17 protein-coding genes are annotated in these 17,368 nt (G+C 73.4%); 7 read left to right on the top strand and 10 right to left on the bottom strand.

The window, feature by feature from the left end; translation table 11 throughout:
* Window positions 1–108 precede the first annotated feature (108 nt).
* From IGS67_RS05885 to IGS67_RS05875, 3 genes are read left to right on the top strand one after another with little or no spacing between them, the layout of a single operon-like run.
* Window positions 109–2,187 (top strand): endonuclease/exonuclease/phosphatase family protein, encoded by a 2,079-nt coding sequence (locus IGS67_RS05885; RefSeq protein ID WP_192278756.1) that lies wholly within the window; start codon window positions 109–111, stop codon window positions 2,185–2,187.
* A gap of 13 nt (window positions 2,188–2,200) precedes the next feature.
* Entirely contained in the window at window positions 2,201–2,698 is a 498-nt protein-coding gene (locus IGS67_RS05880) for a hypothetical protein (protein WP_192278755.1), read from the top strand.
* Window positions 2,699–2,753: 55 nt separating this feature from the next.
* Window positions 2,754–3,485: an HAD hydrolase-like protein gene (locus IGS67_RS05875; protein WP_328741727.1), complete on the top strand. Its 732-nt coding sequence runs from the start codon at window positions 2,754–2,756 to the stop codon at window positions 3,483–3,485.
* 91 nt (window positions 3,486–3,576) lie between these two features.
* On the opposite strand, the gene IGS67_RS05870 is transcribed toward IGS67_RS05875, so the two are convergent.
* Window positions 3,577–5,034 (bottom strand): NAD(P)H-quinone dehydrogenase, encoded by a 1,458-nt coding sequence (locus tag IGS67_RS05870; protein ID WP_192278754.1) that lies wholly within the window; start codon window positions 5,032–5,034, stop codon window positions 3,577–3,579.
* 81 nt (window positions 5,035–5,115) lie between these two features.
* Between IGS67_RS05870 and IGS67_RS05865 the strand changes: the two genes are divergently transcribed.
* Window positions 5,116–5,943, top strand: a complete 828-nt coding sequence (locus IGS67_RS05865) for a purine-nucleoside phosphorylase (RefSeq protein WP_192278753.1) — start codon at window positions 5,116–5,118, stop codon at window positions 5,941–5,943.
* Window positions 5,943–7,697 (top strand): phospho-sugar mutase, encoded by a 1,755-nt coding sequence (locus tag IGS67_RS05860; protein ID WP_192278752.1) that lies wholly within the window; start codon window positions 5,943–5,945, stop codon window positions 7,695–7,697. Before IGS67_RS05865 ends, IGS67_RS05860 begins: the two co-directional genes overlap by 1 nt.
* Before the next feature lie 151 nt (window positions 7,698–7,848).
* Here the strand turns inward: IGS67_RS05860 and IGS67_RS05855 are convergent, their stop codons facing one another.
* Window positions 7,849–8,637, bottom strand: a complete 789-nt coding sequence (locus IGS67_RS05855) for a DUF4352 domain-containing protein (RefSeq protein WP_328741724.1) — start codon at window positions 8,635–8,637, stop codon at window positions 7,849–7,851.
* Between the two features lie 202 nt (window positions 8,638–8,839).
* Between IGS67_RS05855 and IGS67_RS05850 the strand changes: the two genes are divergently transcribed.
* Together IGS67_RS05850 and IGS67_RS05845 are read left to right on the top strand one after the other, a co-directional pair.
* Window positions 8,840–10,180, top strand: a complete 1,341-nt coding sequence (locus tag IGS67_RS05850) for a histidine kinase (RefSeq protein ID WP_192278750.1) — start codon at window positions 8,840–8,842, stop codon at window positions 10,178–10,180.
* A gap of 79 nt (window positions 10,181–10,259) precedes the next feature.
* Complete coding sequence (locus tag IGS67_RS05845) at window positions 10,260–10,916, top strand: response regulator (protein ID WP_192278749.1); 657 nt, start codon at window positions 10,260–10,262, stop codon at window positions 10,914–10,916.
* A 28-nt stretch (window positions 10,917–10,944) separates the two neighbouring features.
* Here IGS67_RS05845 and IGS67_RS05840 read toward each other — a convergent pair whose 3' ends face one another.
* The 8 genes from IGS67_RS05840 to IGS67_RS05805 form a co-directional block, all read right to left on the bottom strand.
* Window positions 10,945–11,730 carry a siderophore-interacting protein gene (locus IGS67_RS05840; RefSeq protein WP_328741720.1) on the bottom strand — a complete coding sequence of 262 codons (786 nt, stop codon included), beginning with the start codon at window positions 11,728–11,730 and terminating at the stop codon, window positions 10,945–10,947.
* The gene (gene deoC / locus IGS67_RS05835; RefSeq protein WP_192278748.1) at window positions 11,731–12,429 is read right to left on the bottom strand and encodes a deoxyribose-phosphate aldolase; all 699 of its coding nucleotides are present in this window, start codon (window positions 12,427–12,429) and stop codon (window positions 11,731–11,733) included. It abuts the gene before it with no gap.
* Entirely contained in the window at window positions 12,426–13,553 is a 1,128-nt protein-coding gene (locus IGS67_RS05830; RefSeq protein WP_192278747.1) for an adenosine deaminase, read from the bottom strand. Before IGS67_RS05830 ends, deoC begins: the two co-directional genes overlap by 4 nt.
* A 145-nt stretch (window positions 13,554–13,698) precedes the next feature.
* Window positions 13,699–13,938, bottom strand: coding sequence for a hypothetical protein (locus IGS67_RS05825; RefSeq protein ID WP_192278746.1), 240 nt, complete (start codon window positions 13,936–13,938; stop codon window positions 13,699–13,701).
* Between the two features lie 96 nt (window positions 13,939–14,034).
* Window positions 14,035–15,072 carry a serine/threonine-protein kinase gene (locus IGS67_RS05820; protein WP_192278745.1) on the bottom strand — a complete coding sequence of 346 codons (1,038 nt, stop codon included), beginning with the start codon at window positions 15,070–15,072 and terminating at the stop codon, window positions 14,035–14,037.
* On the bottom strand, window positions 15,069–15,413 hold the full coding sequence (locus IGS67_RS05815; RefSeq protein ID WP_192278743.1) for a hypothetical protein: 345 nt from the start codon (window positions 15,411–15,413) through the stop codon (window positions 15,069–15,071). The genes IGS67_RS05820 and IGS67_RS05815 overlap by 4 nt, the downstream gene beginning before the upstream one ends.
* Window positions 15,410–15,841 (bottom strand): YidH family protein, encoded by a 432-nt coding sequence (locus IGS67_RS05810; protein WP_192278742.1) that lies wholly within the window; start codon window positions 15,839–15,841, stop codon window positions 15,410–15,412. Before IGS67_RS05810 ends, IGS67_RS05815 begins: the two co-directional genes overlap by 4 nt.
* A 127-nt stretch (window positions 15,842–15,968) precedes the next feature.
* Complete coding sequence (locus tag IGS67_RS05805; protein WP_192278740.1) at window positions 15,969–17,279, bottom strand: thymidine phosphorylase; 1,311 nt, start codon at window positions 17,277–17,279, stop codon at window positions 15,969–15,971.
* Between the last annotated feature and the right edge of the window lie 89 nt (window positions 17,280–17,368).

Here is a 17,368-nt window from a genome sequence, read left to right as displayed (position 1 = left end):
GAGCCCTACGAGTCCTCCCCTCTCCCGGCTCGTGAGTCTGGAGCACCGTTCGACGGTGTTCGAGACCTACGAGTCGGGAATGTCGAGGGCCATCGCTAGGCTCCTGGCATGGTCGACGCACCGACGCGCCCGCTCGCGCGCACCGCACTGCTCATGCTCGTCACGGCGCTCACGGTCGAGCTCGTGCGCGCGACGGGCCCGATGCTCGACCGCGCGTTCTCCGCCGGCGTGATCGTCGTCGCGCTCACGGCGCTCGGCACGTACGTCGCGCCGGGCCTCGTGACGCTCGCGGTCGCGCGGCTGCGGCCCGTCACGGGCCGGACGGTCCTCGCGGGCGTCGTGCTGCTCGCGCTCGCACGTATCGCCGTCCAGACGACTGGCGGCGTCCCCCGGTACTGGCTGACGCTCGCAGCGGCGTCGGTCGCGGTGAGCGTCCTCGCGCTCACGGTGAGCCTCGTCGCGGGTGACGGCGACGGTGATCGGGCCGGATCACGCCGCGCGGCTCTCGCGACCGCGACCGGTGTCGGCGTCGCTGCCGTCGTGAGCGTCGCGCTCGGGACGTGGGACGCTCCGTGGCGCCCTGGGCTGGACGGCTGGCTGCCGACGCTGCTCGTCGCGGGCGCCGCGCTCGGCTGCGCGTGGCGGCTCCGCGACGCCGGTCCGTCCGCGACGCCGCGGCGGACGTGGATGCTCGGGCCCTACCTCGCCGTGATGATCATGGTCCTGGGCAACCCGGCCTATCTCTCGTCCCAGCTCGGCATCCCCTTCGATGCGGCGGGGATCGGCGTCGCGCTCGGGCTCCTCGTCGCGGGCGGGTGGTTCCTGCTTCCCGGGATCGGTGCGGTCGACGCTCGCAGCAGGGGACGCTCGGTCGCGTCCGTCGTCATGGCGGTCGCCCTCGTGGTCGCCGCCGTGCTCGTGCTCTTCCCGACGCAGCCCGTCGGCGACCAGGTCTCGGACGTCACCCGCTGGATCGCGACCCTCGCGATACCGGTGCTGTGGTCCGCCACGACGTACGGCCTCGCCGTCGCCTGGTCGGCGCCGCTCGCGCAGCGCGCACCCGTGCGGGCGGGCCTCCTCCGTGCCGGCAGCGCGACCGCGGTCGGGCTCGGCCTCATCCTGCCGCTCCTCGTCTACCAGCTCGACTACGACGTGCCGCTCGGCTTCCCCAACCAGCTCGTCATCCTCGCGGCCTTCTGCGCCCTGGCCGCGGCCGGCGTGCGCCGGCCGGCCTCGGGCCCAGTCCCGGCCTCGGCCCCGGCCCCGGCCCCGGCGGACCTTCCCGAGGCAGCCGCCCGGACCGCACCCCGCGTCGTGCCGGAGCAGATGCTCTCCGGCGTCGTCGCGCTCGTGCTCGTCGGTGTCGTCTCCTTCTACGCCCGCGTCCCTGCCGTCGCTCCGGCGATCGACAAGCTGCCAGGCACCGTCCGGGTCCTCGACTGGAACCTCCACTACGGCGTCACGCAGGACCCTGGCCTCGGTCTCGGACGCATGGCCGACGCGATCCGTGGCAGCGGCGCGCAGGTCGTCGCGCTCCAGGAGGTGTCGCGCGGCTGGGTCATGGGCGGTGGCGCCGACATGCTCACGTACCTCGAGCACGTGACCGGGTTCCGTGCAGTCGCGGCGCCCGCAGCGGACCGGCAGTTCGTCAACGCCCTTCTCGTCGACCCCGCGCTGCTCGGCGATGACGGCGAGTTCGGCGCCGAGGAGAAGGTCATCCGCACGCGCCTGCCGTACGGCGACGGACCGCAGTGGCGCTCGGCCGTCACCGCCACGCTCCACGTCGCAGGTCCCAGCGGCGACGACGTGCCCGTCGTCGTGACGAGCGCGCACCTCCAGCACCGCGAGGAGAACACCCCGACGCGCCTCGCTCAGCTCGACGTCCTCATGGCCGCCGACATCGCCTCGAGCCCCGCCGCGATCATCGCGGGCGACCTCAACTCCGAGCCGGGCTGGGCGGAGATCGACCACGTGACCAGCCGCGGCTTCGTCTCGGGGCAGGACGCCGCTGGTGACCCGTCCCACCTCACGTTCCCGGCCTGGGACCCTGAGGTCCGCATCGACTGGATCTTCGGCCGCGGCGTGACGTTCTCCGAGGTGCAGGTCATGCCAGACGACGGTTCCGACCACCGCGGCATCCTCGCGGACCTCGAGATTGCCGCCGTCGAGGCGACCGCGAGCGAGTGAGGGGAACCCGGCCATGGACATCGCGCTGACGATCCCCGAGCTGCTGCGGCTCGCCGCCCCAGCGGGTCTCCCACCCGGCATCGGCACGCCCACACTCGTCGGCGACACGCTCACCGTCGAGGTCGACCCGCGCGAGCTGCCCGACCTGCCGACCGCCGCCCGCCTCGCGGCGCGTGCCGCCGGGAACGTCACTGTGACGGTGCGCGTCCTGCGCCTCTCGTCGGGCGTGGCTGTCCTCGACGTCACGGCGTCGGCGCGCTCGCTGCCCGCGCACCGGCTCGTCGGCCTGCTCCTCGGCACCGTCGAGAACGCGCTGAGGAACGCGCTCGTCGTGCGGGGCGTGCGCGGCGACGCCGTGCGCGTCCGTCCTGACGGACCACGCCTCGAGGTCCTCGTGGACACTGCCGCGCTGCTCGCGGCCGCTCCCCTGCCACCGCACCTGCGCGGGCTCGGCGTCGCCGGGCTCCGGCTGGGCGACGGGCGCATCCACGTCGAGGTCACGCTTCCCTGAGACGACCCGGCCGGACGTGACCGTCGTCCTCGGCGCCCCGGGAGACACTGGTCGCGTGACCTTCTCCGACCGTTCCCTCGTCTTGCTCGACCTCGACGGCACGCTCATGGACTCCGCGCCGGGGATCATCTCCTCGGTCGTCCACGCGTTCAAGACCCACGGCCTGCCCGTCCCGACGGCCGACGACCTGCGTCGTTTCGTCGGCCCGCCCATCGGCGAGTCGTTCGCTCGCAACGGCTTCGCCCCCGCCGACGTCCCCGAGGCGATCCGCACGTACCGCGCCCACTTCGTGCCGCACGGCATGTGGACGAACTCGGTGTTCGCCGGCATCCCTGAGGTGCTCGGTGTGCTGCAGGCGTCGGGCCGTCGTCTCGCGGTCGCGACGTCGAAGCCGCAGGTCTACGCGCGGCAGCTCACGGAGCGGTTCGGGCTCGACCCGTTCCTCGAGGGTGTCTTCGGCGCGACGCTCGAGGAAGCGGTCGCCGGCGCGCCCGCGGACGGTCCGGTGCGGGCGTCGAAGGCGGACGTCATCGGGTACGCGCTTGCTGAGCTGGGCGTCGACCCGGCGACGGCGGGTGCGACGACGGTCATGGTCGGCGACCGTTCGCACGACGTCGTGGGCGCGGCCGAGCACGGCATCGACACGATCGGCGTGACGTGGGGCTACGCGGACGAGGGCGAGCTGGAGCGCGCAGGGGCGTCGGCCGTGTCCTCATCCCCGGAAGAGCTTCTCAGTCTCCTCGCCCCCACTCTCGTCCCGTCTCCGCCCCCGTCCCCCCGCCCATAACGGAGACCGCGAGATAGCGCTCTCGCGGCGAGATAGCGCGCGTCGCGCGCTATCTCGCCCGGGGAGCGCTATCTCGCGGACCGGAAGCGGGTCAGTCGAGCGTGCGGCGGTGGCCCATGCGGGCCACCTCCGCGATCGACCCCGAGAGCGACGGATAGACGGTGAACGCCTCCGCGACGTCGTCGACCGTGAGCCGGTGCTGCACCGCGAGCGTGATGGGGAAGATCAGCTCGCTCGCGCGGGGCGCGACGACAACGCCACCGAGGACGACGCCCGCGTCAGGATGGTGAATGAGCTTGACGAAGCCGTGGCGCATGCCGAGCATCTTGGCGCGCGCGTTGCGCGCGAGCGGCAGCATCGTCACCGCGTACTTCGACCCGCGCTCCTGAAGCGCCGCCTCTGAGTAGCCGACGGTCGCGATCTCGGGCGTCGTGAAGATGTTCGCGGCGACCGTGCGCAGGCGGATCGGCACGACGGCGTCACCGAGCGCGTGGGACATCGCGATGCGCCCCTGCTGCGCGGCGACAGACGCGAGCGGCAGGACACCCGTGACATCACCGGCCGCGTAGACGCCGCGCACCGACGTGCGCGAGACGCGATCGACCTCGATGTGCCCCGAGACGGAGAGCTTGACGCCGATCTCCTCGAGGCCGAGGCCCGCGGTCGACGGGATCGAGCCCACGGCCATGAGCACGTGCGAACCCTCGACGACGCGCCCATCGGCGAGCGTCACCTCGACGTGCTCGTCGTCCCCCGACCCGACGACGCGCGCAGACTCGGCCCGCGAGCGCGACATCACGGTCATGCCGCGGTCGCGGAAGACCTCCTCGATGAGGTTCGCGGCGTCGGCGTCCTCGCCGGGCAGGACGCGGTCGCGCGAGGAGACGAGCGTCACGGGCACGCCGAGCGCGTTGTAGGCCCCCGCGAACTCGGCGCCGGTGACGCCCGAGCCGACGACGATGAGGTGCGTGGGCAGCTCGGTGAGCTCGTAGAGCTGCGTCCACGTGAAGATGCGCCGACCGTCGGGCTTCGCGTCGGGCAGCTCGCGCGGGGTCGCACCGACGGCGACGAGGACGACGTCCGCGTCGTACGGCGTGACGGTGCCGTCGTCGGACGTCACCTCGACCCGCGACGCCGACACGAACCGTCCCGTGCCGGTGACGAGCCTCACACCCTCACGCTCGAGGCGCGTGCGGATGTCGGTCGACTGTGCGAGCGCGAGCTCGCGCACACGCGCGTTGACGCGGCCGAGGTCGACGCGGGCGCGGAGGGTTCCGGGCTCGGCGTCCTCACCCTCGGGGGCGAGCGAGATGCCGAGCTCGGTCGCTCGCTGGGCGATCGTCATCCAGTCGGACGTCGCGATGAGCGTCTTCGACGGGACGACGTCGGTGAGGACGGCGGAGCCGCCGAGGCCGCGGCGTTCGACGAGCGTGACATCGGCGCCGAGGCGCCGCGCGACGAGAGCGGCCTCGTAGCCGCCGGGACCGCCGCCGACGATCGTCACGGTCGTGGCCTGGAGGTCCTGCTGATCGTTTGTCACGGCGACCATCGTGCCACCATGCGGACACGAGGACGAGCCCGTGCGAGAAGAGCAGGCCGGATGGTAGGGGTGACGGCTTAGCCTGGGGGCATGACGACTCTCTCGATCGACGACCCCACGACCGATCCTCTCGACGTCGCGGCGGCCGCCGCAGAAGTCATCGCCGAGCGCACGGGCGTGGCCCGCCACGACGTCGCGCTCGTCCTCGGCTCCGGGTGGGGCGGCGCGGCCGACCTCCTCGGCGAGACCGTCGCCGAGATCCCCTCGGCGGAGATCCCTGGCTTCACCGCCCCCGCGGTCGCGGGCCACGGCGCGTCGATCCGTTCGATCCGCGTCGAGGCGACGGGCAAGCACGCGCTCGTCCTCGGCTCGCGCACCCACTACTACGAGGGCAGGGGCGTGCGTCGCGTCGCGCACGGCATGCGCACGGCGGCCGCCGCGGGCTGCTCGACGGTCATCCTCACGAACGGCTGCGGCGGGCTCGACCTCGCATGGGGCCCGGGCACGCCGGTCCTCATCTCGGACCACATCAACCTCACGGGTGCCTCGCCCATCGAGGGCGCGAACTTCGTCGACCTCACGGACCTCTACTCCTCGCGCCTGCGTGACCTTGCGCGCGAGGTCGACAGCACTCTCGACGAGGGCGTCTACGTGCAGTTCCGCGGGCCGCACTACGAGACGCCGGCCGAGGTGAGGATGGCTGGCATCATGGGTGGCTCGCTCGTCGGTATGTCGACGACGCTCGAGGCGATCGCGGCCCGTCAGGCGGGCCTCGAAGTGCTCGGCATCTCGCTCGTCACGAACCTCGCGGCGGGCATCTCGCCGACGCCCCTCTCCCACGAGGAGGTCATCGAGGCAGGTCAGGCCGCGGGTCCGCGCATCTCGGCGCTCCTCGCGAACATCGTCGGGAGGATCTGATGGCTGTCTCCGCCGAGCTCCGTGCGCAGGTCGAGGCGTGGATCGACGACGACCCGGACGCGGCGACGCGCGGTGAGCTCGAGATGCTCCTCGAGCAGGCGTCGCAGGACGACGCCGAGGCCGCGGTCTTCGCGGCCGAGCTGGCCGACGCGTTCAGCGGGCTGCTGCAGTTCGGCACGGCCGGCCTGCGCGGGCGGATGGCGGGTGGCCCGGCGCGCATGAACCGTGCGGTCGTCATCCGGGCGGCGGCCGGCCTTGCGGCGTACCTGCTCGAGGCGCGGGCGGGCGCCCGACCGTCGGTCGTCATCGGCTACGACGCGCGCCACAACTCGAGGACGTTCGCGCTCGACACGGCGGCCGTCATGACGGCCGCGGGCGTCGACGCGAAGATCATGCCGCGCGCCCTGCCGACGCCGGTCCTCGCGTACGCGGTGCGGCACCTCGGCACGGACGCGGGTGTCATGGTGACGGCGAGCCACAACCCGCCGCAGGACAACGGCTACAAGGTGTACCTCGGCGGCGAGGTCGTCACGGACGCGGGCCAGGGCGCGCAGATCGTGCCGCCGTACGACGGGCTCATCGCGGCGAAGATCGCCGCGGTCGAGTCGGTCGCGTCGGTGCCGCGCGCGGACGACGGCTGGGAGACGCTCGGCGAGGAGATCCACCTCGCGTACCGTGAGTCCGTCGGGCGCCTCGCGTTCCCCGAGGACGCGACGTACCCGCGCGACCTGCGCGTCGTCTACACGCCGTTGCACGGCGTGGGCGCGGAGACGGCGCTCACGACGCTCGCGGGGGCCGGCTACGGCGACGTCTTCGGCGTCGAGCAGCAGCTCGAGCCGGACCCTGACTTCCCGACGGTCGCGTTCCCCAACCCGGAGGAGCCCGGCGCGATCGATCTCGCGATCGAGCTCGCCCGCAAGGTGGGTGCGGACCTCGTCGTCGCGAACGACCCGGACGCGGACCGTTGCGCGGCGGCGGTCCTCGACCCGCGCCGTGCGGACGAGGACTCCGACGGCTGGCGCATGCTCCACGGGGACGAGGTCGGTGCGTTGCTCGGCGCTGCCCTCGCGGAGAACGCGTCGCGGCTGCGCATCGTGCCGAGCGCACTGACGTTCGCGAACTCGATCGTCTCGTCGCGTCTGCTCGGTCGGATCGCGGCCAAGCACGGCTTCGCGTACGCGTCGACGCTCACGGGCTTCAAGTGGATCTCGCGTGCCGAGGGGCTTGTCTTCGGCTACGAGGAGGCGCTCGGTTACTGCGTCGACCCTGGCCAGGTCCGTGACAAGGACGGGATCTCGGCGGCGCTCGTGCTCGTGCAGCTGGCCGACCGGCTCAAGGCCGAGGGGCGTACGCTGCTCGACCTGCTCGACGATCTTGCGCGCGAGCACGGCCTGCACCTGTCGTCCCAGCTCTCGGGGCGCTTCAGCGACCTCTCGCTCATCCCGGTGACGATGGAGCGGCTGCGCTCGGCTCCTCCGGCGACGCTCGCGGGGTCGCCCGTCGTCAAGGTCGAAGATCTTTCCGAGGGTCTCGACGGGCTGCCGCCGACCGACGGTCTGCGCCTCCTCGCCGCGGACTCGACGCGCGTCGTCGTGCGTCCGTCGGGCACGGAGCCCAAGGTGAAGTGCTACCTCGAGGCGGTGTTCCCGGTCGAGTCCGACGCGTCGTACGAGGCGATCTCGCGGGCGCGGATCGAGGCGCACGCGCACCTCGAGATCGTCACGAGCGAGCTGCGGGAGCTGCTCGGCCTCTGACGCGCACGCGCGAGGCGCCCGTGACCGGCCGATCACGGGCGCTTTATCGTCGCGAGTCCATGGTGCGGTGCAGGGTGCGGCGGCCCCTGATCCGCCGCACCCTGCACCGCGAGGCACGGCCCGCGCCGTGCGGCGCGGGCCGTGCCTGCGCTCATCCGAGGTCGACGACGACGCCGCCCGAGAACGCCGAGTCGTGGAGCTCGATGCGCGTCGGGTCGACGTCCTTCGGCAGGTCGAAGACGAGCGTGCCCTTGACGGTGTTGCCGGGGTTGATCTCCTCGATGAACGACGACGAGTCCTCGAGGTAGATCGCCGCGGTCGTGTCGGCGGCGAACTTGCGGTCCTTGGCGTCGAAGACGGACTGGTTGTCACCGAAGAAGTACTGCGGCTCGTCGCCGATGTTCGTGACGTCGACGCGCACGAGGACGAAGCGTCCCTGCGCCTTCTCGGCGAAGCCCTTCGGCCCGATGGACGTTCCGCCGTCGGACACCTTGACGACGGTGAACTCGAACTTGCCGTCGCGGACCTTGTCGCCGATGCCGGGGCTCTTCGGCTCCGGGTCGGCGGGCTTCTCGCCCTTCGGCTTTTCGTCCTTCTTCTCGTCCGTCGGCTTCTCGTCCGTCGGCGTCTCGCTCTTCGCATCGTCCGCGGGGGTCGTCGCCGCCGACGTCGGGCCCGCGGCCGGGGCGTCGTCGCCTCCGCCTCCGAGCGCGTTGCCAACGACGATGAGCGCGACGACCACGCCGATGCCCGTGAGCACCTTGTGGCGCGCGAACCAGCTGCGACGGGGCTGGGCGGGCGGTGGGACCTGCTGCCCCTGTCCGTAGGGGCCGGGCTGGCCGTAGGGGCCGGGCTGGCCGTAGGCGCCGGGCTGGGCGCCGTGCGCGCCGGGCTGCTGCGGGCCGCCGACGTGCGGCGTGGCGTCGTGGTTCTCGTTCACAGGGATCAGCGTCCTTCGGGGTCCTGGGGTGTGCCGGGCCGTCAGACCCGGTGCTGCGTCCCACTCATGACACCGCGTCGGTGCAGGTGGGAGCATCGGCCGGGCGGGTACCACCGCGTGCCCGGCCGGGTGGTCCGGCCGGGCGTGGATCGTGCCCGGCAGGGTGGTCCGGGATGTCGGTGGCAGGACCTACGGTGGGCGCATGTCTTTGCCGAGCCCGCAGCACTGGCCCCCGCCTCGGCCCGAGACCCGGCGGGGCGAGCTTCCGCCGCCACCCGGCGCTGTCGTGCGATCGGCAGGCGGCCCGCGTCGCCGTGCGCCCGACGAGCTGCAGCGGGTGCGGACGGTCCTGCTGACGACGTTTGCGGCCGTGGTGTCGCTGTTCACCGTGGTGCTCTCGTGGGACACGGAGGGCAGCGAGGTGTTCCTTGCCCTGCTCGGGCTGTGCGCGGGGGGCGGCGTCGCCTTCCTCGTCACGCGGCGAGCGTCCTCCCCTGGGCTGCTCTCCCTCGCCTCCGTGGTGTTCTCCCTCATCCTGCGGGGCGACGTCGTGGGGTCGCTCGTCGGGACGACGGTCCTCGTTCGTCGCGGCCGGTGGCGTGACGCTGCGCTCGCGTCGCTCGGCACTGCGGCGGCCCTGTCGCTCTCGCTCGTGCGCGACTCCCGCCAGCCGCTCACAGAGCGCATCTGGGCGACGCAGCTCCCCGACGGCACCTTTGCGTTCCTCACGACGCCCGGCATCGTCGCCTTCGTCGCCGTCGTCGTCGCGCTTCCGCTCGTCGTCGGATACGTCCAGCGGCAGCAGCGCGCGGCGCGCGAGGCTACGCAGGTGACGCATGCGACCCGCGCGGAGGCGGACGGCCTGCGCGGTCGGCTCGGTCAGGTCGAGGAGCGCGAGCTGCTCGCCCGCGAGATCCACGACACCGTCGCGCACCGGCTCTCGCTGCTGTCGCTCCACGCGGCTGCGCTCGAGCGAGCGTCCGACGACCCTGATCTCGCTGAGCTCGCGGCGGCGGTCCGAGCGGACGCGCACGGCTCGCTCGACGAGATGCGGGACCTCATCACCCTCATGCGTACCCCGGGCGGGCTCGAGGCCGCGCAGGAGGCTCGACGTCCCGTGACGCCAGGCGCCCTCGGGCAGCTCGTCGAGGAGTCGCGCCACGCGTCGGGGGTGCCCGCGTCGTTCACGCTCATGCTCGACGACAGCGCCTCGATGCCCGCGCCGACGGCCCGCGCCGCCCACCGCGTGCTCCAGGAGGCGCTCACGAACGCGCGGAAGCACGGGCGCGCCGGTGCTGGTGAGGCGAGCGTCGTCGGTGGACCGCGGACGGGCGTACGCCTCACGGTGTCGAACCCTGTCGCGGCCGGCCCCGGCCCCGGCGCCGTGCCGGGCGCGGGGCGTGGGCTCGAGGGCGTGCGGGAGCGGGTGTCGTTGCTCGGCGGCACTGTGACGACGAGCGTCGCGAACGGCGTGCACACGCTCGAGGCGTGGCTCCCGTGGTCTCCACCCCCGAGCCCCACCCCCGCCTCCCCCACGGATTGACGCGCACCTCCCGTCGGACGGGGGTCACGCGTCAGTCGGTCCGCACCGGGATGTCGGTGGCCGTGGATAGCCTTGCTGCATGATCCGCGTCCTGCTCGTCGACGACGAACGCTTCTCGCGCACAGCACTCAAGCTGCTGCTTGGCCCGGAGGCCGACATCGAGGTCGTCGCCGAGGCGACCGACGGCGACGAGGTCCTCGAGGCCGTGCACGCGCACCGGCCGGACGTCGTCGTCATGGACCTCCGCATGGCGCGCGTCGACGGCATCACCGCGACGCGGCGCGTGCGCGCGCTCTCGTCGCCTCCGGCGGTCGTCGCGCTCACGAGCTTCGAGATCGACGACGACGCACTCGCGGTGCTCCACGCGGGCGCCGACTCCTTCGTCCTCAAGGACCGCGTCCCCGAGGACCTCGCGGCCGCGATCCGCGCCGCGCACACGGGCACGAGCGTCCTGTCTCCGGACATCGCCCGACGCCTCGTCGAGCGCATGCGCACCGACCAGGGCCCCGATCGGACGGCCGCGCAGCGTGCGCTCGCGGGACTCACCGAACGCCAGCTCGAGATCGCCGCCGCCGTCCATGCGGGCCGCACGAACCCGGAGATCGCCGAGGACACGTTCACGTCCCCGTCGACCGTGAAGTCGCATCTGTCGGACATCCTCACGCGGCTCGACCTCACGAGCAGGCGGGACCTCATCCTGCTCGTCGAGCGTGCGGGCGGCATCCCGACCGTCTGAACGCTCACCGTCCCGTGGCGCGGGGGGTTCAGCCCGTGAGCGCCGCCTCGTCGCGCGCGACCGCGTCCTTCCACTCGCCCTTCGAGGCCCGCCAGCCCTCGTCGTCGACTCCGAGACGCCAGTAGCCCGACGCCGAGAGGTCCTCGCGCGCGACCCCCCGGTCGGCGCGCACGTGACGACGCAGCTCGCGCACGACCCCGGCCTCGCCGTGGACGAACGCCTGCAGCCGACCTGCGGGTAGCTCCGCGTCGCGGACGGCGCGCACGAGCGCACCACCCCACGTCTCGCCGCGCTGCACCCACGTGACATGCACACCCGGCTGCACGGGAACCGGCTGGCGCTCGTCGGCCGAGGCGACCTCGACGAACACGTACGTCGGCAGGCTCGCCGGCACCGCCTCGAGCGTCCGCAGGATCGCAGGCAGCGCGGACTCGTCACCGACGAGCAGGAGCACGTCGCACGTCGGGTCAGGCACGAAGTCCCCACCCTGGCCGCGCAGCGTGACCTGCGCGCCGACCTCCACGGTCGCGGCCCACGGGCCGGCGACCCCGGTGTCACCGTGAACGACGAGGTCGATCGTCATCTCCCGGGCCGCCGCGTCCCAGGCCCGCACCGTGTACGACCGCATGACGGGTCCGTCCGGCCCGGGCAGGACGAGCTTGACGTACTCGTCCGTCCACGGCAGGTCCGCGATCTCGTCGAGGCCCCGGCCGCCGAGGACGACACGCACCATGTGCGGGGTGAGCCGCTCGACGCGCACGACCTCACCGGTGTGCTGGCCCGGGACCCGTGTCGGGGCGTCAGGACGTGGCACTCAGTAGCCCCCGCCGTCGCCCGCGACGTGGTCGGCCGCGGTCGCGCCCGCAGCGACACCGTCGAGAACGGCCGCGGTCCCCGAGAGCCCGAGGCGCGTCGCGCCTGCCTCGATCATCGCGAGGGCGGCAGCGCCGTCACGGATCGCGCCAGACGCCTTGACACCCAGGCGTCCGCCGACGGTCTCGGCCATGAGCCGCACCGCGTGGACGCTCGCTCCGCCGGTCGGGTGGAAGCCCGTCGACGTCTTGACGAAGTCGGCGCCCGCAGCCTCAGCGGCGCGGCACGTCCCGACGATCTGCTCGTCGTTCAGCGCCGCGGACTCGATGATGACCTTGAGGATCTTGTCGGCGGGCACGGACGCGCGCACGGCGGCGATGTCGGCCTGCACGGCGGCGAAGTCGCCCGTGCGGGCGGTGCCGACGTCGATGACCATGTCGATCTCGTCGGCGCCGTCCGCGATCGCGCGGGCGGCCTCGGCCGCCTTGATCTCGGACTTCACCTTGCCGGACGGGAATCCCACGACCGTCGCGACCTTGAGGCCCTTGGCGTCGATCGGCAGCATCGACGGCGAGACGCACACGGAGAAGACCCCGAGGCGGACCCCCTCGTCGACGAGCGCGGCCACGTCGGCCTGGGTGGACTCGGGCTTGAGCAGGGTGTGGTCGACGATCGCGGCGACCTCGGCAGCAGTAGTCACTTGGAACGCTCCTCCTTGACGACCGCGGTGCGCGGCAGGATCAGCTGGGACACGAGCTCCTGGCGCTCGTCGAACGGGATGAACGCGTTCCACGCAGCCGTGAGGGTCACTGCGAGCAGGTCGTCGAGCGTCCAGTCTGCCTCGGTGACGAGGCGGTGCATCTCCGTCGTCATCGACGTGCGCGACATGAGCCGGTTGTCGGTGTTCACCGTGACGGCGAACCCGAGGTTCTTGAGCAGGGTGATCTGGTGGTCCCGCACCGACGGCGCAGTACCAGTCTGGACGTTCGAGAGCGGGCACAGCTCGAGGGCGATGCGGCGGTCGCGGACCCACGTCGCGACGGGGCCGAGCTCGAGCTCGGAGAGGTCTGCCTTGCCGCGGCGACGCATGGCCTCCTCGACGCCCGTGATGTCCTCGACGAGGCGTGCGCCGTGGCCGATGCGTGCGGCGTAGCCGTCGGTGAGGGCGGACCGCACGGAGTCGACGCCGTCGGCCTCGCCCGCGTGGATCGTCGTCGGGAAGAGGCCGTCGTGGAGGAGGTCGAACGCGGCCGCGTGCTGCGAGGGCGGGAACCCGAGCTCGGCGCCGGCGATGTCGAAGCCGACGACCCGGTGCTGGCCACGGTTGGCGAGCGTGAGCTCGGCGATCTCGACCGAGCGGTCCGCGTGACGCATCGCCGTGACGAGCTGGCGGGCGACGATGCGGCCGCCGACGGACTCGACGGCGGCCTCGCCCGCGGCGAGGCCGCGACCGACGGCCTCGACGGCCTCCTGGAGCGTGAGCCCCGCGCGGAGGTGCTGCTCGGGAGCCCACCGCTGCTCGGTGTAGACGACGCCGTCGGCGGCGAGGTCGATGACGGCCTCGCGCGCGACGCGCTCGAGCGCGTCGGCGGTCTGGAGGACCGCGATCGTGTGGTCGAACGTCTCGAGGTAGCGGACGAGCGACCCGGAGTCCGCGGCGGCCTCGAACCAGTCGGCGAGAGCCTCGGGGGTGCTCGCGGGCATCGTGTAGCCGATGCCCTCGGCGAGCTCGAGAAGGGTCTGGGGCCGCAGGCCGCCGTCGAGGTGGTCGTGGAGGACGACCTTCGGCAGGACGCGGATCTGGTCGAGGGACGGCGCAGTCATGGTCCCAGGATAGGCGTCGCGGGACAGCGTCGGCCCCACGGCGCACCGGCGAGGTCGAGCATCACACCGACTGCGGACGGCATGGTGCGAACGCGCCGCTGCCGGCGGCCGCGGGGGCGGCGCGCCGACAGCGGCTTCGAAGGCGTCAGTCGCCCGGGACGTCTGCCGTCCCGTCAGGGCCGTCGTCGAGGACGACCTCGACGGCCTGGTCGGCGACGTCGCCCTCGGTCGCGCTGCCCTCGGTGTCAGGGCGGGCGATCGTCGGGCTGTACTCCTCGGGGTCAGCGGGCGGTGGGACCGGGTCCTGAAGAAGGTCGACGGGCTCGCCGGGCGACGGTGGCTCGAGGCCTGCGTCGTCCCAACCTGCGGTCGGATCGGTGCTCATGGGAGAACTCCTTCCTGCCGGGGACGGTTCTCCATTGTGCTCCGTGCGCGCCGCTCCCGCACCTCCCCAGCGCCCGAACCCGGAGCGTCGCTCCTGTCAGCGGGGCAGGAGGATCCAGTGCGGGCGGCTCCAGCGGCCCCACGCGTCGCGACGCTCGGGGACGGCCCACGTGCCGGTGTCGACGGTGAGCACCCGTCCGCACGAGGGCTCGTAGACGCGCCACGACGTCCCCTCGACGTCGACGAGCAGGACGACGTGCCGCGGCACGGCGGTCGACCAGCCCGTGCGGCTCGCTCCGCCCGTGAAGAGCGGAAGGGGCGTCCCGGCGCGCAGGCTCGCCTCGATGTGCGCGGCGAGAGCGTCGGTCCGGGGACGGTCGCCGACGTCGACGACGACGTGCCGGTAACGCACGTCGGCGCAGCGGGCCTCGCGCGCGAGGCCCCACGGCGGTGTCCCGAACCTGCGCGGCCACGGCAGCAAACCGAGCACGGCGCGGCGGGACGTCGCGCCGAGGAGGTGGCGCTGGAGCTCGTCGAACCCAGCCGCGGCGGCGGTGAGTGCAGGGGCGTGAGCCGGGCTGCGGACGCCTGCGGGCGCGGCGCCAGTCTCGAGCGCCGTGCCCGTCTCAAGCACCGTGCCCGCCCCGAGCACAGTGCCCGTCTCGAGCGCGAGGGCGACGACAGGGTCGCCTGCGGCGAGGAGCATCGCGCCGACGGCCGCGCCGCACGTCGTGCCGTCGACCTGGACGGCGGGCCGGCCGCGCCACGTCGGGGCGTCGGAGGCGAGCGGTGCCGCGACGCGGAGCCGGGCGTCAGGTCCGAGCGCCGCCCACGCGTCGCGCAGGAACGTGACCGTCGCAGGCGCGTGCCCTGCGCGCTGGGCGCGCGCGCACACGTCCTCGAGGAGCTCGTCGCACCCTGGACTGCGCGCGTCGCGCGCCTGGGCCGGCGGCGGATCACCGGCCCGCGCCGCGGCCAGCGCGCGCGGGTCGCACGTCGCCCGGGCACATCCGGCGTCGGACGGCTGTCCTGGCCGGGCCCAGATCCCGAGCGCTGCGAGCACGCGCACGAGCGTGAGCCCGCCGAGCGGGTCGCGCGCCTCCCCCGGCGGCCGTGGCCGGGGCGGCGGCGTCATGCGAGCGCCCCGACGACCGCGAGGGCGAGCCCGACGACGGCGAGCGCGCCGACGAGGAGCGCGGCTCGCACGAGCAGCGGCCAGCCCTCGCGGACGAGCGCGCCCGCGAGCCCGCCGCCAGCGAGCGTGCGTCCCCGGCCGGGTCGCAGGACACCCGGCCAGACGGCGCACACCGCGACGACGAGCGCCACGGTCGCGAGCCACCAGTGACCGGCGTGGAGAGCGGTCGTGCCGCCGACGATCGCGCCGAGCGTCACGCCGAGGACGGTGCGCTGCCAGGCGAGGCTCGACCGTTCTGCGGGCAGGCCCGCGTCGCGCGCGAACGGGACGTCGGCGTTCACACAGCGCGCCCGAGGGCGAAGGCCGCGAGCAGCAGGCCGAGGAGGACGACGCCTGCGACGAGCGTCGGGAGCGCTCCGGGAACGGGCAGCGGGTGCCCGAGGCGCAGGGCGCGCTCGTTGGCGCGCCAGCGGTAGAGCGCGTAGAACGCGACGATCCCGCCCGTGAGGCATGCGAGCGCCGCGACGACGTCGACGACGACGTGCGGGTCGGTGAGGTTCGCAAGGCTTGCGAGGCCGACGCCGCCCGCGACGAGGCCGAGCGCCGTGCGCAGCCACGCGAGCGCGGTGCGCTCGTTGGCGAGGGAGAAGCGCGCGTCGGGCTCGGTGCCGACGCCGTAGACGGACGCCGGTCGGCGGGCTGGCGCGTCCGCGGGACGAGCGTCGTCGGGACGAGCGTCGTCAGGCCGGGCATCGTCAGGCAGGTCCATGAGGCGATCCTCCCACCTCGCTGCCAGCACCCCACCCCCGTGCAGAAGAATCCGCGCAGATGGTCGCTGGGAGCAACCATCTGCGCGGATTCTTGGGCCGGGGATCCGCGGGCGGGACCGGGAGGGGCTAGAAGCCGCTCAGACGGTCGAGGACCAGGGGTGTCGGGGTGAAGCCCGCACCGGCCGTGACGTCGAACGCGCCGTCGAGCGCCTCGAGCGCGCGACCGAACTTCTCGGGCGTGTCCGTGTGGAGCGTGAGGAGCGGCTGCCCCTTGCGGACCGTGTCGCCGGGCTTCGCGTGCATGACGACGCCCGCACCTGCCTGCACCGGGTCCTCGCGGCGGGCGCGGCCCGCACCCAGACGCCACGCGGCGATACCGATGTCGTACGCGTCGAGACGCGTGAGGACGCCGTCCGCGGGAGCAACGACGTCCTGCGTCTCCGTGGCCCACGGCAACTCGGCGTGAGGGTCACCCTCCTGTGCCTCGATCATGCGGTTCCACACGTCCATCGCGCGGCCGTCGGCGAGCGCAGCACGCACCTCGTCCTCGCCCACGGGCTTGTGCGCGGCCGCGAGCATCTCGACGGCGAGCGCGACCGTGAGGTCGACGACGTCGCGGGGACCGCCACCAGCGAGGACCTCGACGGACTCGCGCACCTCGAGCGCGTTGCCCGCGGTGAGGCCGAGGGGCGTCGACATATCCGTGAGCAGTGCAACCGTGCGCACGCCCGCGTCGGTGCCGAGGTCGACCATGGTGCGCGCAAGCTCGCGCGCCCGGTCGAGGTCCTTCATGAAGGCGCCCGAGCCGACCTTGACGTCGAGGACGAGCGCGCCCGTGCCCTCGGCGATCTTCTTGCTCATGATCGAGCTCGCGATGAGCGGGATCGCCTCGACGGTGCCGGTGACGTCGCGCAGGGCGTAGAGCTTGCGGTCGGCCGGGGCGAGACCCGAGCCGGCCTGGCAGATGACGGCACCGAGGTGCTCGAGCTGCGCCATCATCTCGTCGTTGGTGAGCGCGGCGCGCCAGCCGGGGATCGACTCGAGCTTGTCGAGCGTGCCGCCCGTGTGGCCGAGGCCGCGGCCCGAGAGCTGCGGCACGGCGACGTCGAACACTGCGACGAGCGGCGCGAGGGGCAGCGTGATCTTGTCGCCGACGCCCCCGGTCGAGTGCTTGTCCGACGTCGGGCGCGAGAGGCCCGAGAAGTCCATGCGCTCGCCTGACGCGATCATCGCGGCGGTCCAGCGGGAGATCTCGGCGCGGGTCATGCCGTTGAGGAGGATCGCCATGTTAAGCGCGGCCATCTGCTCCTCGGCGACGACACCGCGCGTGTACGCGTCGATGACCCAGTCGATCTGGGCGTCGGTCAGCACCTTGCCGTCACGCTTGGCGACGATGACGTCGACGGCGTCGAACGCCTCGGTCCGGGACGTGGTCATGGGGGTCCTCCTACGGTCTGTCGTGGCGGTCCGGTCGGGTCCGCCGGGGGGTGCGCCGGTCGGGCGCGTGCGCGCCTGCGGCGCGGTCC

It is taken from the genome of Flavimobilis rhizosphaerae, assembly GCF_014852685.1.
GTDB lineage: Bacteria > Actinomycetota > Actinomycetes > Actinomycetales > Cellulomonadaceae > Flavimobilis > Flavimobilis rhizosphaerae.
This window is presented reverse-complemented; position numbering and strand designations above follow the sequence as displayed.